This is a genomic window from Mesorhizobium sp. M7A.F.Ca.US.011.01.1.1 (assembly GCF_003998295.1).
GTDB lineage: Bacteria > Pseudomonadota > Alphaproteobacteria > Rhizobiales > Rhizobiaceae > Mesorhizobium.
Genome location: NZ_RZRT01000005.1, coordinates 130,067 through 150,308, shown reverse-complemented (window position 1 = coordinate 150,308; position 20,242 = coordinate 130,067). Strand labels below are relative to the sequence as shown.

Genomic DNA, 20,242 nt, shown 5'->3' with positions numbered 1-20,242 from the left:
CGTCCCTGGCTGGGCTAGGCAGCCGGGGCGCGGCGCTCCAACATGTCGATGCCGAGCAGGTTGCGCACATTCGGCCGCGCCGCCACCAGATCGGCGATCGTGTAGCGCTCCAGCACCGCGAAGAACGCGTTCAGCGCCTCGCGCAACGCCGAGTTCAGCGCGCAGCTGTCGACCAGCGGGCATTCGGCGGCATCGTTCTCGAAGCATTCGGCCATGGCGAAGCTCTCTTCCGTCACGCGCACGACATCGAACAGGCTGATGGCTTCGGCGGCCCGGCCAAGCTTGACGCCGCCATTCCTGCCACGCACGGTCTGGACAAGGCCGTGCTCGACCAGGGGCTGCAGGATCTTGAACAGGAAAAGCTCCGACACCGAATACGCGGCCGCGATCTCGGGGATGCGGCTCAATCGGTCATCATTGGCCGCGCAATACATCAAGATGCGCATGGCATAGTTGGTCTGGCGCGTAAGCCGCATTTTGTCCTCACAAGGCACTGGTGCGGTGCTACCACGCCAGATCTGGAAAATTTTGCTGATGCGGCTTTGACCCGAATTTCCGGATTCGCCACATTGGCCTCGGCGGAATATGGCCTATACCTTGGAATAATTCCAGACTAGCTTCGCGCGATAGATGAATTTTCTCCTCAACTTTGTGTGCGCGGCCGGGGAGATTCCGGACGAAACCCGCTGTCGCGGGTATTTCGGCCATCGGAACACTAAATAGGCTGATCGACGAGGAGCGGCTCACCCCATGTCACAATCGGCTTCGTCCCTGGCGCCTGTCCGTTTCGATGCCGAAGCGGATGCCAAGCTTTCCGCGTTGCGGCGGACAAAATTCGTCGCGGCGGCCGCACTGGCGCTTTGCGTGCTGGTGTTTGCGCTCGCCAAGTCGTTCGAGCACATCCATCCCTGGCTCGGCTTCGTCGCTGCCTTTGCCGAGGCGGCGACCATCGGCGGCCTCGCCGACTGGTACGCGGTGGTGGCGCTGTTCAGGCGACCGCTGGGGCTGCCGATCCCGCACACCGCCATCATCCCCGAGAACCAGAACCGCATCGCCGACAATCTCGGCCGCTTCATCGAGGTCAACTTCCTGGCGCCTGAACCGGTGCGCGAAAAGCTCGCCGAGGTGGATTTCTCGGCACTCGTCGCCGACTGGCTGGCCGATGCGGAGCGCGCCGCCGGCCTGTCGCGCTTCGTCGTGCGGCTGGTGCCGCAGACGCTGGCTGCTGTCGAGCAATCCGGCCTGCGCGGCTTCGTCACCAGCCGCATGCTCGAACAGATCGAAAAGGTGCCGCTGGCGCCGCTGGGCGCCGAACTGTTGTCAGCGCTTACCGACGACCGCCGCCACCAGAAACTGTTCGACGAGTTCACCAAGGTGATCGGCAGGTTCCTCAATGACGAACAGGCGCTGGCGACGATGCGCGAGAAGATCCGCGAGGAACTGCCGTCGCTGTTCAACCTGTTCCGCGCCGACGCCTATCTCCTGAAGAAGATCGTCGCCTCGGCCGGTTCGCTGCTCGACGAGGTGAGGGCCGATCCCGATCACCCGATGCGCGCCGAATTCGACCATTTCGCTCAAGGCTTCATCGAAAAGCTGAGGACATCGAAGCAATATGCCAAACGTGCCGAGAAGCTGAAGCGCGATTTCCTGGCCCGGCCGGAAGTCAGGGGACTGGCCGGCGACATGTGGGCAAGCCTCAGCCAGTTCATCGAGCAGGACGCCAAGGCGCCGAATTCGGTCATCCGCGCGCATCTTGCCAACATGTTCGTCGAGGTCGGGCGGCATCTTGCCGGCGATGCGCAGATCCGGGCCGACATGAACCAGGGGTTCGTGGTGGCGCTGGGGTCGTTCGTGGAGAGCCAGAAGAGCGGCGTGTCGACATTCATCGCCGACCAGGTCAAGCGCTGGGATCTTGCGCAGCTGACGCGGCTGATCGAGATGAACATCGGCAGGGACCTGCAATACATCCGCTTCAACGGCATGATCATCGGCGGCCTCGCCGGTGTCGTGCTCTATGTGGCCGAGCGGCTGTTCCTCGTGAATTGATGCGCGGCCCGACTGGCGCTCATTCCTCCGCGTTCATGGACTCGCGGCATGCGAGTGCTATTCTCCCGCCGAGGGTGCCCGCATCCGCGGCAAAGGGGAGCAGACGAGCATGGCAAAACAACCGGAATCCGATTCTTTCATGGACATGTTCGGCAGGTTCGGCCGCGACCTGAAGGTGCCGAATGTCGATGTCGAGGCGATCCTCGCCCATCATCGCAAGAACCTCGAAGCGCTGGAGAAATCGGCACGAGCCGGTGCCGCCGGCGCCACCTCGCTGTTGTCCCGGCAGCGCGAGATGCTGCAGGATACGCTGCGCGAGGTCACCGATATCGCGCAAAGCTACAGGGCGCCGGGCAATCCGCAGGAACTGATGGCCAAACAGACGGAGTTTGCCAGAAAGTCTTTCGAAGTCGCATTGAAGAATGCGGGCGAAGTGGCTGAACTGGTCAAGAAATCCGGCGCCGAATCGGTCGACATCCTGCGCACCCGCATCAAGGAGGCGATGGAGGAAATCCGCGCCGGCTACGAGAAGAAGTAGCGGATGTGGCCGGGGCCGGCTCATTGCTGCCGGCAGCGCCCTGAAGCCCGGAAAGCCCGATTTGACCTGCGACTGCGCCGGCGGCGTGGCACGATTGCGGCCGAAATCGACGGAACGGATTCGCGCAGAGCGAATTGACAGAGGCCGTCAGTTCGTGGTCCGGAGGCTCTGGAAGCGATCGGGAAACCAGGAATGAACGAAATACGGCCTAAAACGCCGCCTACCTACGAGCAGTTGAGGACGATGGCCGGGCTGGAACTCGGCGTGTCGGAGTGGACGACGGTCGACCAGAACCGCATCGACCAGTTCGCTGAATGCACCGGCGACCATCAATGGATCCATGTCGATCCTGAAAGGGCACGGCGGCAAAGCCCGTTCCGCACGACGATCGCGCATGGCTATCTGACGCTGTCGATCATCGGCGCGCTGGCGCTCGGCATGGGCATCGTGCCCGAGAATACGCAGGCCGCCTTCAATTATGGCTTCGACAAGGTACGCTTCCTGGCGCCGGTCAGGGTCGGTGCCCGCATCAGACTGCGCATCACGCTGCTGTCCATGGAGGACAGGGGCCCCGGCCAGTATCTGATGAAGGCCGCCAACACGGTCGAGATCGAAGGCGAGGAAAAGCCTGCTTTGATGGCCGAAACGCTGGTCATGCTTTATGAACGCCGCAAGCGGGCAGGGGCGTGAGCCTGTTTGGGAATTCTACTCTCTGAGCGGTGTGGCGCGTCACGAACCCCCTGATTCCGTGCGACCTGCGGCGCGGGCCGAGAGGAGCGCGAGAACCAGCGCGATCAGCGCCAGCACTGTCGCCGCCTGAAATGTGACCTGCATCCCCCGGGCGGCCTCGGAACTCAGAAGACCAATGCCTTGGTGCTTTTCGGCCGATGCGACGGCGAATATGGCGCCCATCAACGATGCCCCGGTGATGAGGCCGAGGTTGCGTGAAAGATTGAGCAGGCCGGAAACGACGCCGCGCTGGCCGGCACTGATGCCGGCCATGACGGCTGCATTGTTGGATGTCTGGAACAGGGCGTAGCCGATGCAGGTGACGGTGATCGGAACGAGATAGCCGGCAATGCCGAGCGTCACCACGGCGAACGACAGCAAGAACGTGCCTGTCGTGAGGCTGAGCAGGCCGGCGACCATCATCTTGTGGGCGCCGAAGCGGTCGGCCAAGCGTCCGGCCACTAGCGCCGACAAGGTCGAGACGAGCGGCCCGGTCGACAGCGCGAGGCCGACCATTGCGGCATCGAGCCCAAGTCCTCGCGACAGGTAGAACGGGGCCACCACCAGGGTCGCCATCATCACCGTGGCGACAACGAGGCTCATGGCGAGACTGGCGCTCAGTTGGAGGTCGCGGAAGCTGGCAAGCCGGATCAAGGGGTTTTTCACTCTTGCCTGTGTGGCGGCGAACAGAAGAACGCCGGTGCCGGCAGCTATCAGCAGGCCGATGTTGAGTGCGCCGAAATTGCCTCTGCCCAGCGTCATGGCCAGCGCATAAGCGGCCAGCGTCAAGGCCAGCAAGGCGGTGCCCGCGACATCGAATGTGCCTCGGTCGACCTGCTGCGCTGTCTTGCTGCGTGCCGGCAAGGCCTGCCAGGCGAGAGCGAAGGTGAGCACACCCAGCGGGACATTGACGAGGAAGATCGCGCGCCAGCCAAAACCGGCGATCAAAAGGCCGCCGAGCGAGGGGCCAAGTGTCGTGCCGATCGCGGACATGGCGCCGAGCAGGCCCATGGCGCTGCCAATTCTGTCTTTGGTCACGGTTTCGGCGACAAAGGCCAGCGTCAGCGCCATCATCAGCGCCGCGCCAAGTCCCTGCACGGCGCGCGCGGCAATCAGCAGCCAGAGTGTCGGCGCCAGGCCGCAGAGCACCGATGCGGACGTGAATAGCGCGATGCCGCCAAGCAGCAACGGTCGGCGCCCGAACATGTCGGCCAGCCGACCGGCGCTGACGATCAGTGTGGTGATGGCGAGGAGATAGGCCAGAACAACCCATTGCACGGCCTGGAACGTCGCGCCGAAATTCTGCATCAGCGACGGCAGCCCGACGCTGGCAATGCTGGTTCCCAGCGACGACAGCAGCGTGGCGAGCGACAGGCTTGCCAGCGCCCAGCGGGCAGATTGGGTTTGTGGCTGCGCCGACACGTACTCATTCCGATTTTGCTCAGCGATTGCCACGGCGATCTCCTTCCATCAGTCCCACCACCGGAACTGCTGGAGATCTAGTCCCTTGGACGATGTGGCGGAAGGCGCAGTATTTGCATCTTATTCGTGCGCGCAGCGCCATATCGTGCCATGATCCCGCCGATGGCACAGCCCGATCTCAATCTGCTCTTTGCCCTCGACGTTCTGCTGACTGAAGGCAGCGTGGCGCGCGCCGCCAGCCGGCTGCGGCTCAGCCCCTCGGCGATGAGCCGCACGCTGGCGCGGCTGCGCGAGGCTACGGGCGATCCGCTACTGGTTCGCGCCGGTCGAGGCCTGGTGGCGACGCCGCGTGCGGAAGAACTGCGACAACAGGCTGGTCGTGTCGTCCAGGATGCGGAGGCGCTGCTGCGTCCTGCCACCCTGCTCGACCTCCGGAACCTGGACAGGGTCTTCACGCTGCGCACCAATGAGAGCTTCGTCGAAGAGTTCGCGCCTCGTCTCGTCGCACGTATCCAGGCCGATGCGCCCGGCGTGCGGCTCCGCTTTGCACCGAAGTCCGATAGAGACGTCATGTCGCTGCGCGATGCGGCGATCGACCTGGACATAGGCGTCGCTGGCGAGACCGGACCGGAGGTGCGCATCCAGGCATTGCTTCGCGACTGCTTCATCGGCGCCGTGCGAATGGGCCATCCGTTGAGCGAGGGCGCGGTGACGCCAGAGCGCTATGCCGCAGGCCGGCACATCAGCGTTTCACGGCGTGGCCGCGAGAAAGGGCCGATCGACGAGGCTCTGAATCGGCTCGGGCTGCAGCGGACAGTCGTGTGCATGGTTTCCGGTTTCTCGGCAGCCCTTGCCATGGCCCGCACATCAGACCTAATCGCCAGCGTTCCGGAGCGGCACACTGAGGGCGCACGCGCCGGCATGCACAGTTTTGCCCTGCCTGTTGCCACCGCTGGGGTCACCATCTCCATGCTGTGGCACCCGCGCCTGGATGCCGATCCGGCGCAACACTGGCTGCGCGACTGCGTGCGGGAGATCTGCGCGGCGTCTCGCTGACAACGATGAGAAGCCTGCGCCAATCGCCCAGGCTTCTCATCCGTCCCGTTTAGTCGGTTTGGCGTTTCCGCAAATATCTCAGCGCGCTCAGTGTGAGCGTCGCCATGACCGAACAGTAGCCCACCAATGGCCACGCCGTGTCTCCGCCGAGTACGATGACCAACAGCGTGCCGAGGGTGCCGACGACAAGGCTCTGGATGCAGAAGTAGAGCGCGACGGCGGTTCCCGCGACATCGCCGAAGGCCTCGAGTGCGCCGTTCGCGGTGACCGAAACAGTGAAGACGATGCCCACGGCGATGACCCACATCGGGCCGACGAATGTCACGAAGGACGGTGCCGCGAACAGTTGCCCGGCCGCCAGCAGAGCCGCGCCGAGCAGCAACATCGCCATGCCTCTGATGGCACTGCCCGCGATGCCCCAACGTGCAATGAACTTTTTGGCGAAGCGGGTGGTCACGATCATCACCAGCGCCGCGGTGGCGAAGGCCAGGCTGAAACCGAGCTGTGAAAAGCCGGCGCGGTCCATGAGCACCCGGGGCGCCGTCGAAAAGAACACGAAGAAGGCGCCCATGGCGGCACTGAAGCCGAGCGTATATGCCCAGAAGGCGAAGCTGGAGAGAATGGGACGAAACGCCATTCGCCTGTCGTTGCCATTGGGGGGCCGTGTTTCATGCCATCTCGGCCATGCGTTGAAGGTGGCGGCTACCGCCAGACCGCCGAGCGTCAGGAAGATCGCGCGCCAGCCGAGATTGTCGGCGATCAATGCACCGGCAACCGGCCCCAACGCCGGCACGAAGGCCAGCATCGAACTGAACAGGCCGTAGATGACGGCACTTTCAGGCCTCTGCGCATAAACGTCGCGAACCGTTGCAAAGGTCGCAACGAGAATGGCGGATGCACCGATGGCCTGCACGACCCGCAAGGCGACGAACACCATGGCCAGCGAGGTGCAGGCGAGCAGGACGGAAGCGCCTGCAAATAAAAGCGCGCCGCCGATCAGCACCGGACGCCTGCCGATCCTGTCGGAAATCGGGCCGAAGACGATTTGGCCGAGCCCAAGACAGATCATGTAGAGGCTCAGCGTCAGCTGGATGACATCAGGCGATGTCTTGAGGATTCCCGGCATCGCCGGGACGATCGGGAGGTAGATATCCATGGCCAGCGAGGCCAGGATGTCGAAGGGGGCCATCAGCACCATGGCTGCTGGCAGGGAAGTGGTCCATGTCGGGTTTTTTGGACAAGGCATGATTGAACATCCGCTCAAATGGCTACATTTGGCGGCGATCTGCCGTTCTCACTGAAGATGGGAAATGACGGGCCGCCGCAACAACGAACTGCTGTTGCGGCCTACTTGTCTGCTGACTTGCTGGTTCCCATAGTCGCTATCCCGGATCGCGCGGATATTCTCTCGACGCGCAGATCCGTCCCTTAGCAGCCGGAGGTTGTCCAGGCAACAGGATCAGCTTGGTCGCGCCATCGCTGCCTCGAGCACCTTGAAAATCCGCTCGTCCGTGCATTGGGCAACGTTGAAGCGCAGGAAGCGGCTGGCCGTTCCGGACAGGCTGAATGCGTTGCCGGGCGCCAGCACGATGTTGTCGGCCAAAGCGCGGCGGGCGACTTCCGCCGCATCGACGCCATCCGGCAGGCTGCACCACAGGAACAGGCCGGCCGGCTGGTCGATCCAGGGTGAGATGCCGATCGCCTTCAGACGAACGCTGGTCTCGCCCATGGCGCGGGCAAGCTTCGCGCGCAGCAAATCCATATGCTTGCGGTAGCTGCCGTCCTTGAGCAGCGTCAGCACCAGTTCGGCCGCGAGCCGGCCGCCGCCGAAGGTGGTGGCGATCTTGAGGTCGGTCAGGGGCTCGATCCAGTCGCGCGGTGCGGCGATGAAGCCGCAGCGAACCGACGCCGAAAGCGTTTTGGAGAAGCTGCCGATGTGGACAACGCGGTTGAGACCATCGAACGCCGCCAGCCTGGGGGCGGGCGCATGTTCGAAATCGGCGAAGATATCGTCTTCGACGATGGTCAGATCCGATTGGTCGGCGAGCTTGAGCAGCCGGTGCGCGGTGACTGGCGACAGCACCGCGCCGGTCGGGTTGTGGATGGCGGAATTGGTGATGTAGAGGCGCGGCCGATGCTCGGCCAGCGCCTGCGCGAACAGATCGATATCCGGCCCCGACGGCGTGTAGGGAACGCTGACGACCTTGGCCCGGTGGGCGCGCAACAGAGCGTGGAAGTTGAAGTAGCAGGGGTCGTCGACCAGCACGGTGTCGCCGGGCTCGATCAGGAACCGGCACAACAGGTCGATGGCCTGCGTGCCTGATTCCGTCAGCATGATCTGCTCGGGAGAGGCCTCGATGCCATGCCCAGCCATACGCCGCGCCAGCAATTGCCGTAGCGGTGGCAGGCCGAGCGGCGTGCCGTAATCGGCCAGTGCGACATCGTCGGCACGCGCTACCGTGCGCAGTGCCCGGCGCAGACCTGCCTGCGGCATCCACGAGGCCGGCAGCCAGCCGCAGCCGGGTTTCAGCATGTCGTCGCCGGCCTCCAGGGACTGGCGTGAGATCCAGAGTGGATCGACCGCGCGGTCGAGGCGGGGACCAATCTCGGCCAGCGACAGCGGCGCCAGCGATCCGGCGGCATAGAATCCGGAGCCCGGCCGCGAGCGGATCGCGCCTTCGGCGGCGAGCCGTTCATAGGCTTCGACCACGGTGGATTTGGACACTCGCATGGATTTGGCAAAGGTGCGGATCGACGGCAATTGCGCTCCCGGCGTCAGGCTGCGCGCCGCGATCCGCTGGCGGATCGTCGCCATGACACCTTCGACCAGCGTTCCGCTGCTCTCGCTTCCTGTGGTCTGTTTGTCCATCCGTACTGCTCTTCTAAGCATGACAGTTTTGCATAATTGTACCGCATTGTCTCTGGCGATACTACCGGCTCCGCGCGATACGGAGCCGACAAACGGAGCATACGATGGACAAGACCGCGAGCGGCTGGATGAACGGATTCATCGGGGTGTTGATCTTCAGCGGCTCGCTGCCGGCAACGCGCGTGGCGGTCAGGGATTTCGATCCGACATTCCTGACCTCGGCCCGGGCGGCGATTGCCGGACTGCTTGGCCTGGCACTGCTGCTCCTGTTTCGGCAAAAGCGTCCGGAGCGCGGCGATCTGCTGTCGCTGGTGATCGTCGCGCTTGGCGTGGTGGTCGGCTTTCCCTTGCTGACCGCGCTGGCGCTGAAGCACGTCACCACGGCCCATTCCATCATCTTCGTCGGCCTGCTGCCGCTGGCCACTGCGATCTTCGGCGTGCTGCGCGGCGGCGATCGGCCGCGCCCGGCGTTCTGGCTGTTTTCATGCATAGGTAGCGCGTTGGTCGCGGGTTTTGCCCTGACGCAGGGCGTGACGGCCTCGCCGGTGGGTGATGGTTTGATGCTGGCTGCCATCATCGCCTGCGGTCTGGGCTATGCCGAGGGTGCCGCGCTGTCACGCAAGCTTGGCGGCTGGCAAGTGATCTGCTGGGCGCTGGTGCTGTCGCTGCCGATCATGCTGGTGCTGACGCTGATGACCATGCCGCCGTCGTTCGACGGCGTCGGCGTCAGTGCGTGGATAGGGCTTGCCTATGTCTCGCTGTTCAGCATGCTGATCGGCTTCGTGTTCTGGTATCGCGGGCTGGCGCAAGGCGGCATCGCCGCGGTCGGGCAGTTGCAGCTGCTGCAGCCATTTTTCGGACTGGCACTGGCAGCGACGCTGCTGCACGAGCAGGTCAGCCCGCTGATGGTGGTCGTCACGCTTGGCGTCGTGCTTTGCGTCGTCGGCGCCAAACGATTCGCGAAGCAGGAATTGCCACGACGCGCGATCGCCTGACGACGGTGCCGTCCTCGCCTAAAACTTCGTGACCACCCCAATACCAATGCCCTCGAAGCCGCCCATCGCCATCAGGGCCGCGGGCGCCTCGTCGAGGCTGATCCTCTTGCCGACCAGCAGTTCGGGCTTCAGCTTGCCGTTGCGGATCATGTCCATCATCGCCTGGTAGCGGTAGGCCTGCATGCCGTGGCTGCCGAGGATTTCGAGTTCAAAGGCGATCACCTTGTCCATCGGCACCTGCGGCCGGGCATGCTCGCCCAGCATCAGGCCGACCTGCACATGGCGGCCGCGCCGGCGCAGATTGGATATCGAATTGAACGAGGTGGTGGGGTGGCCGAGCGCGTCCATCGACATGTGCGCGCCGCCATTGGTGATCTGCTTGACCGCCTTGACCACGTTCGGCGTCGTGGATGCATTGATGGTGGCGACGGCGCCGATCTTTTTGGCGAAATCCAGTTTCTCGTCGGTGAGATCGATGGCGATTACATTGGCGCCCATTGAACTGGCGATCATGATCGCCGACAGGCCGACGCCGCCGCAGCCATGCACCGCGACCCATTCGCCCGGCTTCACCCGGCCCTGGTCGACGATGGCTCGAAACGAGGTGACGAAGCGGCAGCCGAGGCTGGCGGCGGTGGCGAATTCCATCTCGTCGGGCAAGCGCACCAGGTTGGTGTCGGCGTGTTCGATGGCGACATATTCGGCGAACGAGCCCCAGCCGGTGAAGCCAGGCTGTGTCTGGTGTTCGCAGACCTGGTGATTGCCCGAATTGCACTCGAAGCAGCGGCCGCAGCCGACGGCGAACGGCACGGTGACGCGCTCGCCGGCTTTCCAGCGGGTGACCTGCTTGCCGGCGGCAACAACGACGCCGGCCAGCTCGTGGCCCGGCACATGCGGCAGCGTGATGCCGTCGTCATGACCCATCCAGCCATGCCAGTCGCTGCGGCACAGACCGGTCGCCTCGACCTTGATGACGACGCCATCAGCTGCCGGCTTCGGATCAGGAACGGTCTGGATCGTCGGCGCTTCGCCGAATTTCTCGAAGACGACGGCTTTCATCGGTCACTCCACGCTGCTGTGCTGCGGGAAACGATAGCCGATTCCCTGTCCGGTCAAGCGGAAATCGATTCCGCCAGACATGGCAGGCGCAGGCGCCTATCCGGTTTCCCGGGTGCGAAAGTCGGCAAGCCGGGTCTCGCCGGGGGCAAGTCGCCGCCCGTCCTCGGCATGAACTTCCAGGCGCTTGATCGGCCGTCCGGCGAGCGTGTCGACCATGAAGGTGTAGGGCTCGCCCGGTCCGGCGAAATAGGTCTCGCCCCATTGCCGCAGGGCAACCAGGACATAGAACAGGCCGCGTCCCTTTTGCGTCAGCACATATTCATGATGTGCGCTGCCGTCGGGCGCCGGGACCGTTTCGAGGATGCCATGCGCGACAAGATTGCGCAGCCGCGACGACAGGATGTTCTTGGCGACGCCGAGGCTCTTCTGGAATTCGCCGAAGCGCCGCAAGCCGTCGAAGGCGTCACGCACGATGAGCAGCGACCACCAGTCGCCGATCGCGTCCAGTGGTCGCGCTATGAGGCAATCCGCTTCGTGGTGGCTCGTTCGTTTCACCATGGCAGTCGTTGGTCCAATGCTCTGATTTCGGTTGCAACATAAAACTGTTTCGCCTATCCAGCAAGAGGTTTCAAGTTGAAACCTTTTGTGGAGAGCGACATGAACATGCAGGTGGCGAACAGCGGTGCAACAAGCCTCGAGCAATCCGATGGGCCGCATCGGGTGGCGCCGCCGCCTACGGGATTGTCACGATTGACCGCGCTGATCTTCGCCATCGCCTGCGGCCTGAGCGTCGCCAATATCTATTTCGCTCATCCGCTGCTCGACGCCATGGCGCATGATTTTGCTATCGCGCCGGCCTCGGTCGGCATCGTGGTGACGGTCACGCAGATCGGCTATGGGCTCGGCCTGTTCTTCATCGTGCCGCTGGGCGACCTGTTCGATCGTCGCAAGCTGATTGCCGGGCAGGCGATTCTGTCTGCCGTGGCGCTAGTGGCGGTCGGGGTCGCGCCCAACGCGGCGATGCTGCTGGCGAGCCTGGCGGTCGTCGGGCTGCTGGCGGTGGTGGTGCAGGTGCTGGTCGCCTTCGCTGCCGACCTCGCCGTAACATCGGAGCGGGGGCGGGCGGTCGGCACCGTCACCAGCGGCGTCATCCTGGGCATCCTGCTTGCCCGCTTCGCTTCGGGGGTCGTCGCCGATTTCGCCGGCTGGCGCTGGGTTTATCTTGTCTCGGCCATGTTGACGCTCGTCATGGCGATGGTTCTCTACCTGATCTTGCCGCGCCACGAGGCGGAGCGGCCACGCACATCCTATCCACGCCTGCTCGCTTCGGTGCTGCTGCTGTTCGCGCAGGAGCCGCTGCTGCGCGTGCGGGCGGTGCTGGCCATGCTGATCTTCGCCAGCTTCAACGTGCTGTGGGCGCCGCTGGTGCTGCCGTTGAGCGTCGCGCCATTTTCACTTTCGCATACCGAGATCGGGCTTTTCGGCCTTGCGGGCGTCGCCGGCGCGCTCGGTGCGCGCTGGACCGGCGGCCTCGTCGATCGTGGATGCAGCCAGTTGGTCACCGGCCTCAGCCTGCTGCTGATGATGGCGGCCTGGCTGCCGATCGCCTTCATGGGCATGTCTCTGTGGTTGCTCGTCGCCGGCATAGTCATGCTGGATTTGGCGATCCAGGCCGTCCACGTCACCAACCAGAGCCTGATCTTCGCCCGGCGTCCGGATGCGCGCAGCCGACTGGTTGGCGGCTACATGATCTTCTACTCGGTCGGCAGCGCCCTGGGCTCCATCGCCTCGACCATGGCCTATGGCGCAATGGGTTGGAGCGGCGTCTGTGTGCTTGGCGCCGGCATCGGCCTGTTGGCGTTGCTGTTGTGGGCGTTGACGCTGCGCGTCGGCAGATAGGCCTATGGCGACGGCGCGGTGTCGAGAAGCGGCTGCCAGGCTCGGAACCAGTCGCTCGCCTCGGCCTGCCACGGCCAGATGCCGTCCACAGTGGGATAGATCAGCTGGAGAACACCGAAATCCAAGCCGTCGTAGAACCAGAGGTCCCAGCCGAAATGCTCGCGATAGTGTTCGACATGAACGGCGCCGAATTGACAGTCGAAACCTTCGATAAAACCGGACGATCGCTGCCCTGGTTGGAAAACCTCGCCGGAGCGGACGCGGCTGCAATACTCGTTGATGATGAACTGGGAGATTTCCGGCTTCAGGCCGATGACGATGAGTTCCGGCGCCTTGAAGTTGTGCTCTATTCCAACCGAATAGGTGAAAGGCGGATCGTCGCCTTCCTCCAGCACATGCAAGATGTGGCAGCCATAAGCCTCTATATCGGCCAGCGCCTTGGCTTCACCTGGGTCGGTGGCTTTTCTACTCGGCATCGATCTGGTTCTGGGGCGCGGCTTTCTGGAAGGCCGGCAGCGCCATGCAGGCGGCATTGATGCGCGCGATCGTCGGGTAGGGGATCAAGTCGACGCCGAAGCGGGCGTTGCTGGCAATCTGCGCGGCGAGGCAGATGTCGGCCAGGCCCGGCGCGTCGCCATGGCAGAATGTACCCGTCTCCGCCGCCGACGCCATGATCTTTTCAAGCGGCTGAAAGCCCTCGTTCACCCAATGGCGGAACCAGTTGGCGATGTCTTCGTCGCCGGCGCCGAACAGCGTGCGCAGCGAGGTCAGCACGCGCAGATTGTTCACCGGGTGGATGTCGCAGGCGATCATCTGCGCCAGCATTCTCACGCGTGCCCGGCCGGCCGGGTCCTTCGGCAGCAGCGGTGGTTCCGGTTTGGTCTCGTCGAGGAACTCGATGATCGCCAGCGATTGCGTCAGCAGCGTGCCGTCGCCGAGCACCAGCGCCGGCACCAGGCCTTGCGGATTGACCGCGAGATAGGCGGGCTCCAGATGCTCGCCATGGCGCAGATGATGCGGGACGTAGTCGTAGCTCAGCCCCTTCATCTCCAGCGCGATCCGCACCCGATAGGAGGTGGAGGAGCGGTAGTAATTGTGCAGGACGAGTTCGCTCATTGCCTCACTTCGGCTGGCCGATGGTCACTTCGATGGTGCCGATGCCGTCGACGCCGCCGGTCATCGTGTCGCCGGGGCCAACCGCGCCGACGCCTGCCGGCGTACCGGTGAAGATCAGGTCGCCGGGCTCGAGCTCCATCGCCTCGCTGCAGATCGACACGATATCCGATATCGGCCAGATCAGTTCAGCGAGGTCGGCATCCTGCCTGACCTTGCCGTTGACGGCGAGCCAGATGCGGCCCTTCCATGGGTGGCCGGATTCCTGCGCTTGCACCAGCGGGCCGCAAGGGGCGGAGCGGTCGAAGGCCTTCGACCAGTCCCAGGGCCGGGCGGCCTTCTTGGCTTCGTCCTGCAGGTCGCGGCGGGTGAGGTCTATGCCGACACCATAGCCCCAGACATGGTCCAGCGCCTTGTCGCGGGGAATGCGGAAGCCGGCTTTGCCGATCGCGGCCACCAGTTCGATCTCGTGGTGCAGATTGGCCGTCAGCGGCGGGTAGGGGATAGCGGTGCCGGAATCGACCACCGCGTCGGCCGGCTTGGTGAAGAAGAAGGGCGGATCACGCTCGTCATTGCCGAATTCGCGGGCGTGTGCGGCGTAGTTGCGGCCGACGCAGTAGATACGGCGCACCGCGAAACGATCGGACGAGCCCGCAATGGCCACCGATGCGGTTGCGGGCAAGGGAAGGACGAATTCTGTCATGCGGGTCTCTGCTTGGTTGCCGGAACATTCGACCGATTTGGGGGCCTGGACAAGGCGATTTGGTCGAGAAAGTGCCGGCGGCACTTTCCGCCGGATATGGCGATATACTATTTGGCAATAATCTGGCCATGGTGACGAGGTTATTCTAATCGCTCACGAACTGAAATGAACCCCATGACCGCAACCCACGATCGCGCCCGGTTCCTGATCATCGACGACCATCCGCTGTTTCGCGAGGCGCTGCACAGCGCCGTGCAGATGGCCTACCCGGAAGTCGATACGGTGGAGGCGCGCTCGATCACCGAGGCGCTGGACCTTCTGGCCGGCGCCAAGCCGTTCGATCTCGCGCTGCTCGACCTCAACATGCCCGACGTGCATGGCTTTGAAGGCCTGCTGCAGCTCCGGACCCGCTATCCGCGCCTGCCGGTGGTCATCGTCTCGGGCTATGAGGAGCCGAAGATCATTTCCGAGGCGCTGTCCTATGGTGTCGCCGGCTTCATCCCGAAATCGGCGCGCAAGAGCGACCTCGCCGCCGCCATACGCTCGGTGATGGAAGGCGCGATCTATGTGCCGGAAACTTATGAAGGCCGCACACCCGACGCCGAAAGCGTCGACCGCGCCGACATGGTGCAGCGCCTGTCGACGCTGACGCCCCAGCAACTGCGCGTGCTGCAGATGCTGCGCCAGGGCCTGCTCAACAAGCAGATCGCCTACGAGCTGCAGGTGGGCGAGACCACCGTGAAAGCGCATGTCTCGGAGATATTGCGCAAGCTCAATGTCTACAGCCGCACCCAGGCGGTGATCGAGGTTTCGAAACTGGACAATGCGGAACTGTTTCGGGATCAGGCTGGGTTTTGAACCTCGCCTCCCTCGCATAGCGAGGGTCAACCCGTGGAGCGGGGGCGCTCTCACATCGGTGGCCGTGCGGACTAGAGAAAAAGTGCACTGTCACAGTAATTCCAACACTGGTTATGAGAGTAAGAGCTATGTGAGGAGGCCGCCGAGGCGCTACGAGCCGAACTAGCAAAGCCGATGTCCGACGCAGAAACTCTCGAGCGCATCGTTTGTGTGCGAAAGGAAATAAAAAGCCCGAATCCAAAGGCCCGAAGCGCCTCACCGATGTGATCGGCAACGCTGTTTGCGGCATCACAATTGCCACTGCCGAGATTAGGCACCACCCGAATAAATCGGTCTAGCAGACTCAATAAATTCATTGTCACCGGCTCGCCGGTTATTCACCTTGTTCCAAGTTACGCTGTATCCACAGGCAAATTTTGCTGCAATCGCCAGCGTTGCATGTCAAGATGGGCTGGGCAAAGAGTGGGGATTGCATATGCACATGGCAATGAGCCAGAAACTGGCGAGCTATGGCCAGTGGACGTATCGCGGTGCGTGGGCACTTGAAATCGTTGCGGCGATCATCGGTCTAACAACCGGCGTCGCTCTGAGTTACCGCGGCTTTGTTGCCAATGAGGCAGCGGACTCAATGGACCTTGTCCTTGCAAGCGCCCCGTTCTTTATGATCGCGATTGCTGAGCTGACGAAAATCCCAATCGCCACGCTTCTGTTCGGCGCCTCATGGTTTTGGAAACCTGTTATCCTGGCGTTTCTACTTGTATTGGCCGGCATCACTTTTGAGACAGTCCTTCTCGGATTGGAGCGAGCCAGTACAATGCGCGAGGTCCAATATGCCAATTTCGCCAACCAAACTAAAGGACTCCAGCAAGAACTCGAAAATCTCAAGGCAGTAGCCGAAAGCTTGCGAAACACTGACGACGAGGCAAAAGCTCGAAGCGATCTGGAGCAGCTCGGTGGATTGGCTGACACCGAGCGCGACAAATTGCGTGCACGAATAACTGAGGTTGACGAAGAGCTGCAGGCCGCAACCACCCTTTCACCAGCGGCGGCGCGAACCAAAGAATTTATCGAGGAGAAACAAGCAGCGCTAAGCGCGCTGGTGGAACGGCGCGATCGAGAGATCAAGGACGCCGTGGAGCAGTTCGAGCGACAGCGGGATAGCTACGTGGATCGCATAAAGAGCGCGCGCGAAACGGGCGACCTTGCATCAGTGCAGCGCAACGAAGAAGGGCTGAACAAGTTGACTAATCCGCGGCTTAAAAAAGAGGCCGAATTCGCGCCGAAATTGGCTGAGTTGGAGCCCGCAGTCGCGGCGGCCCGCGCGGAATATGAGAGGCTGCGGAAAGATAGTCCTCCGATGACTCTCCAAGACAAACAGCGCCTTGAGGCTAGGCGCAACGATCTGGAGAAGCTCTATGATGGCACCGCGGCCGATTGGGATCGTAAGCTTGACGAGGCACGTACTGCGCTAGCGACCGCTCAGGAAGCCGCAGCTCGCAAGTCGGAGACGCTCGCCAAGAATCAGCAGCGGCAAGAGGCGATCGCTACGGAACTCAGCCGCCTGGAAACAGAGCGCCTCCCAGTCGCTCGCAACGATCAGATTCGTAGGCTGGCAGCTCGCTGGTATGGGGTAAAGCCAGAAGACGTCACAGAGCCTCAGGCCGGCACGGTGTCGACGATCTGGTTCGCCTCGCTTGCGTTCGTCGCCGCATTGGCGGGGCCGATCACGGCGATGGTCGCGCTGGCCCTGCAACGCATCGGCGCACAGCCCGAAGTTCAGCGTGATAGCAAACTCTCGCGTTTGTTACGCCGAATGCTGTTAAGCTGGCGGTGGCGCCGTGTCCGCAAGGTACCCGTGCAGGTCCCGGTGGACAGAGAAGTCGAAAGGCGCGTCGAGGTTCCGGTCGAAGTCGAAAAGATCGTCAAGGAAATTCTCTATGTTCCCGTCCTCACTGACGACCCGGATGCGTTACGCCGGGCGTTGGATCGCGAATTACCCCCGGAAGTAGTCGACCTAGTGAGGGTTTCTGCAAAAGGGCAGTACGGCCAAATAGCGAAAGACCTTGAAGGTGAGCTGCAATTGGATTTCGACAAGTCGGTGACTGGGGCGAAACGGGGTAGTAGACGTGCTCGTACGACATAACACCAAGTTGCTCGAACAAGCGATTGATCTACAGATCAAACGGTCGGCTATTCCAACTCTGCAGGCAGAAGCAGATGCGCACGACAAGATCGTTCGTGCCAATGCATTTCGGCGAATGGCTAGCGGCGCTGCCATCGCCTTGGCCGCTATTGGTATCGGCGTGGGTGTATGGCTGGTCTTTGATCGCGATCCTACTGTGATCCAACCGGAGCCCCCGGTCGCCCAAAACCAACCGTCAAACCCGAACGAGAACCTACCAAAGGAGACGAAGAAATCAGAAGACAGAATTTCGGGTGAAGAGACAATCGCCGAAGAGGGAAAGACAGATAAGCCGAAGTCGCCGTCAATCGAGCAGCCGACGCCGCCGCCCGCAGACCCAGCCAATCCAGATACGTTCGATTTCGTAAAGTTCGCCAATCGCAAAGTGCCTTATGCTGGCAGCACTTGGCAACTCGAGTCCGGTCATCATTTTGAGAGTGAGAAAAATCCAACTTGGGATACAGCTTGGTGCTACACGCGGAGGCTGGCAAACACCGGGGTCGAGGTTCAGGTAAGCCTCGTCAACAGACCCTCACCTACATCGACGCCGCAGGCACCGGTGTCGTCGAGCGAGACACTCGCATCGGTGGGCCTTGACGACAATTCGGCACGAGAACTCGCCAGCCGTTGTCTCTGGCTCGACGAGGCCAATTTCGCGCCAGGCGATTTCGACATGGGCCCTGAGCGGAAAGAAGCAGCAGCAGCGGCCGAAGCATTCTCCCTGCAGGACGGATGGGACGCGATCGGAAACGATCTGCCGGGTATGCCCGCTTGGAATGTCTCGCTTGAACAGTGTCAGGCCCAATGCGAAGCAGATCGCCGCTGCCTAGCACTCACCTATGATAAGAAGCACGCCGCCTGTTTCATGAAAAATAATGGGTCGATTCTGGTTAGGAGCCCTGATGCAGTGATGGCGGCGAAGGGATCCATCAAGGCGAATCTCCAGTACTCTAGCCTCGTTTTCGCCAAGGACACAGTAGTCGTTGGGGGCGCTTACGCGAATGTGCGGAGCAACTATGCCGACTGCGTAGTGGCCTGCGCCGCTGATCAGAGATGTCTAGGCTTCAATTTTGACGGTCCGAACAAGATGTGCGCCATGCTCGACACCGTGACATCATCGTCTCCCTTCAAGGGCGTGGCGTCGGGCGTTAAAGCCACCCGCAGTTGAACTGGCACCGGCCCGACATCATGTGCCGAGCGAGACGGATGGGGCAAGCCTGAGCCCATGGCCTATTCGAACCGCATGGACAGTCTTTTGCAAACGGTCGATCCGTAAAATCCAAACAGCCAGAACACTCATTCATATAGACAGCGATGCTCAGCGAATAGCCGGGGTCGTTCAACGCTGTCGTGGAACGACGTTGGCGCCGGTCGGACAGAGTGGCATTACGGGTGACAGCGCAGAATTAAGAGTAAGGTAGGCCCCTAAGCCAGCAGATGCGCCAGCAGCGCCCGCAGTTGTGCCGGCTTCAGCGGCTTGCGCATCAGTTCGATGCCGCCGGAGCGGGCGGCTTTGGCGACCGCTTCCGAACTGTCGGCGGTGACGATCAGCGCCGGCACGGCGCGGCCGAGATAATCGCGGACTTCGGCGATGGTCGTGGTGCCAAGATCGCCGCCGTCGAGATGCTGGTCGGCAATGACGATGTCGGGCACCCAGTCGGTGTCGCCAAGCATGTCGAGCGCATCGTCGGTCGAGGTCGCGGCCCGCACCAGGCATTGCCAGCGTTCGAGCAGGAAGGTCATGGCCTGCAGCACTTCGATATCGTTCTCGACCAGCAGCACCTTGGTGCCGAACAGGCCATAGCCGCGCGGCCGTTCCATATCGGCAACGCTAGCGATGGCATCGGCTGGCGCACCGATGCCGACGGGAACATCGATGTGGAAGATCGTGCCGCGTCCGACCTTCGACGAGAATGTCACGGGATGGCCGAGCGCGCTGGCCATGCGGCGCACGATGGCAAGCCCGAGCCCGAGACCGCCACCGTCCAGTTCGGCATTGGCCGGCGAGGTGCCGCGATGGAACTCCTCGAATACCGCCTCGCGCTGGTCGTCGGGAATGCCGCAGCCCGTATCGGCGACGTCGATGCGGATGGTGTCGCCGCGATGTCTGGTGCCGACAAGCACGCCGCCCGAGCGTGTATAGCCCAGCGCGTTGGAAAGAATGTTCTGCAGGATGCGGCGCAGCAGCGTGCGGTCGGAGCGGACCACCGCATGGACCGGCCGGAATTTCAGCGACAGGCCTTTCATCTCCGCCACCGGCAGGAAATCCGAGCGAAGCGACGAGAACAGCGCCTCCAGGCTGACATCGCTTATGTCGGGCTGCACCACGCCGGCATCGAGCTTGGAGATGTCGAGCAGGGTTCGCAGCAGGTCCTCCATCGTTTCCAGCGAGCGCTCGACCTGCCGCACCAGTTTCTTGCCCTCGTCGCTGGTCTGAACTTCGGCGAGGGCCGAAACCGAGAGATGGGCCGCGTTCAGGGGCTGCAGCACGTCGTGGCTGGCAGCGGCGAGGAAACGGGTTTTCGACAGGTTCGCCAGTTCGGCGTTTTCCTTGGCGGCGCTGAGGTCGATGTTCGACTGCTCCAGCCGGCGCAAGGTCGAGTGCAGTTCCTCGGTGCGGGTGCGCACCCGGTTTTCCAGCGAAATCGCGGTCTGGAACAGCGAAAAGGCGTTGCCTTGCTGGTCCATAGAGCGCTCGACGCGGCTGACCAGTGCCGCGTTGATCTTCTTCAGCTTTTCAAGATCGTTTATGTCCCTCAGCGGCATCTTGTTG

General features: G+C 62.7%; 19 protein-coding genes. 9 read left to right on the top strand and 10 right to left on the bottom strand.

The window, feature by feature from the left end; genetic code table 11:
* Positions 1-14 precede the first annotated feature (14 nt).
* A complete protein-coding gene (gene rirA / locus EOA13_RS09255) occupies positions 15-476 on the bottom strand; it encodes an iron-responsive transcriptional regulator RirA (RefSeq protein WP_127267528.1) in 462 nt (153 codons plus the stop codon).
* Positions 477-750: 274 nt separating this feature from the next.
* On the opposite strand from rirA, the gene EOA13_RS09250 reads away from it, so the two are divergent.
* The 3 genes from EOA13_RS09250 (at position 751) to EOA13_RS09240 (ending at position 3,274) form a co-directional block, all read left to right on the top strand.
* Complete coding sequence (locus tag EOA13_RS09250; RefSeq protein ID WP_127291631.1) at positions 751-2,046, top strand: DUF445 domain-containing protein; 1,296 nt, start codon at positions 751-753, stop codon at positions 2,044-2,046.
* A gap of 109 nt (positions 2,047-2,155) precedes the next feature.
* Positions 2,156-2,584, top strand: coding sequence for a phasin family protein (locus EOA13_RS09245; protein ID WP_127291628.1), 429 nt, complete (start codon positions 2,156-2,158; stop codon positions 2,582-2,584).
* A 192-nt stretch (positions 2,585-2,776) separates the two neighbouring features.
* Positions 2,777-3,274: a MaoC family dehydratase gene (locus EOA13_RS09240; RefSeq protein WP_127291626.1), complete on the top strand. Its 498-nt coding sequence runs from the start codon at positions 2,777-2,779 to the stop codon at positions 3,272-3,274.
* 39 nt (positions 3,275-3,313) lie between these two features.
* On the opposite strand, the gene EOA13_RS09235 is transcribed toward EOA13_RS09240, so the two are convergent.
* Complete coding sequence (locus EOA13_RS09235; RefSeq protein WP_127291624.1) at positions 3,314-4,768, bottom strand: MFS transporter; 1,455 nt, start codon at positions 4,766-4,768, stop codon at positions 3,314-3,316.
* Between the two features lie 129 nt (positions 4,769-4,897).
* On the opposite strand from EOA13_RS09235, the gene EOA13_RS09230 reads away from it, so the two are divergent.
* The gene (locus EOA13_RS09230) at positions 4,898-5,791 is read left to right on the top strand and encodes a LysR family transcriptional regulator (RefSeq protein ID WP_127291621.1); all 894 of its coding nucleotides are present in this window, start codon (positions 4,898-4,900) and stop codon (positions 5,789-5,791) included.
* Positions 5,792-5,840: 49 nt separating this feature from the next.
* Here EOA13_RS09230 and cml read toward each other — a convergent pair whose 3' ends face one another.
* On the bottom strand, positions 5,841-7,037 hold the full coding sequence (gene cml / locus EOA13_RS09225) for a CmlA/FloR family chloramphenicol efflux MFS transporter (protein WP_127291618.1): 1,197 nt from the start codon (positions 7,035-7,037) through the stop codon (positions 5,841-5,843).
* 213 nt (positions 7,038-7,250) lie between these two features.
* Positions 7,251-8,660 carry a PLP-dependent aminotransferase family protein gene (locus tag EOA13_RS09220; RefSeq protein ID WP_127291615.1) on the bottom strand — a complete coding sequence of 470 codons (1,410 nt, stop codon included), beginning with the start codon at positions 8,658-8,660 and terminating at the stop codon, positions 7,251-7,253.
* Between the two features lie 104 nt (positions 8,661-8,764).
* Between EOA13_RS09220 and EOA13_RS09215 the strand changes: the two genes are divergently transcribed.
* Positions 8,765-9,655 (top strand): DMT family transporter, encoded by an 891-nt coding sequence (locus EOA13_RS09215; RefSeq protein WP_023812234.1) that lies wholly within the window; start codon positions 8,765-8,767, stop codon positions 9,653-9,655.
* A gap of 18 nt (positions 9,656-9,673) precedes the next feature.
* Here the strand turns inward: EOA13_RS09215 and EOA13_RS09210 are convergent, their stop codons facing one another.
* Both EOA13_RS09210 and EOA13_RS09205 read right to left on the bottom strand, forming a co-directional pair.
* Complete coding sequence (locus tag EOA13_RS09210) at positions 9,674-10,714, bottom strand: zinc-dependent alcohol dehydrogenase family protein (RefSeq protein ID WP_127291613.1); 1,041 nt, start codon at positions 10,712-10,714, stop codon at positions 9,674-9,676.
* 96 nt (positions 10,715-10,810) lie between these two features.
* Positions 10,811-11,272, bottom strand: a complete 462-nt coding sequence (locus EOA13_RS09205; RefSeq protein WP_127291610.1) for a helix-turn-helix domain-containing protein — start codon at positions 11,270-11,272, stop codon at positions 10,811-10,813.
* Positions 11,273-11,371: 99 nt separating this feature from the next.
* On the opposite strand from EOA13_RS09205, the gene EOA13_RS09200 reads away from it, so the two are divergent.
* Positions 11,372-12,613: an MFS transporter gene (locus EOA13_RS09200; protein ID WP_127291607.1), complete on the top strand. Its 1,242-nt coding sequence runs from the start codon at positions 11,372-11,374 to the stop codon at positions 12,611-12,613.
* 2 nt (positions 12,614-12,615) lie between these two features.
* Here the strand turns inward: EOA13_RS09200 and EOA13_RS09195 are convergent, their stop codons facing one another.
* From EOA13_RS09195 to EOA13_RS09185, 3 genes are read right to left on the bottom strand one after another with little or no spacing between them, the layout of a single operon-like run.
* Positions 12,616-13,089, bottom strand: coding sequence for a DUF4262 domain-containing protein (locus EOA13_RS09195; protein WP_127291604.1), 474 nt, complete (start codon positions 13,087-13,089; stop codon positions 12,616-12,618).
* Positions 13,079-13,729 (bottom strand): maleylacetoacetate isomerase, encoded by a 651-nt coding sequence (gene maiA / locus EOA13_RS09190; protein ID WP_127291601.1) that lies wholly within the window; start codon positions 13,727-13,729, stop codon positions 13,079-13,081. Before maiA ends, EOA13_RS09195 begins: the two co-directional genes overlap by 11 nt.
* A 4-nt stretch (positions 13,730-13,733) precedes the next feature.
* Positions 13,734-14,429 carry a fumarylacetoacetate hydrolase family protein gene (locus EOA13_RS09185; protein WP_127291599.1) on the bottom strand — a complete coding sequence of 232 codons (696 nt, stop codon included), beginning with the start codon at positions 14,427-14,429 and terminating at the stop codon, positions 13,734-13,736.
* Positions 14,430-14,603: 174 nt separating this feature from the next.
* Here EOA13_RS09185 and EOA13_RS09180 point away from each other — a divergent pair, with 174 nt between their 5' ends.
* The 3 genes from EOA13_RS09180 (at position 14,604) to EOA13_RS09170 (ending at position 18,637) form a co-directional block, all read left to right on the top strand.
* Positions 14,604-15,287 carry a response regulator transcription factor gene (locus tag EOA13_RS09180; RefSeq protein WP_023812226.1) on the top strand — a complete coding sequence of 228 codons (684 nt, stop codon included), beginning with the start codon at positions 14,604-14,606 and terminating at the stop codon, positions 15,285-15,287.
* A gap of 487 nt (positions 15,288-15,774) precedes the next feature.
* A complete protein-coding gene (locus EOA13_RS09175; RefSeq protein ID WP_127291593.1) occupies positions 15,775-17,430 on the top strand; it encodes an ABC transporter permease in 1,656 nt (551 codons plus the stop codon).
* Positions 17,431-17,437: 7 nt separating this feature from the next.
* On the top strand, positions 17,438-18,637 hold the full coding sequence (locus EOA13_RS09170) for a PAN domain-containing protein (RefSeq protein WP_127291591.1): 1,200 nt from the start codon (positions 17,438-17,440) through the stop codon (positions 18,635-18,637).
* 257 nt (positions 18,638-18,894) lie between these two features.
* Here the strand turns inward: EOA13_RS09170 and EOA13_RS09165 are convergent, their stop codons facing one another.
* The gene (locus EOA13_RS09165; protein ID WP_023812224.1) at positions 18,895-20,235 is read right to left on the bottom strand and encodes a hybrid sensor histidine kinase/response regulator; all 1,341 of its coding nucleotides are present in this window, start codon (positions 20,233-20,235) and stop codon (positions 18,895-18,897) included.
* Positions 20,236-20,242: the final 7 nt, after the last annotated feature.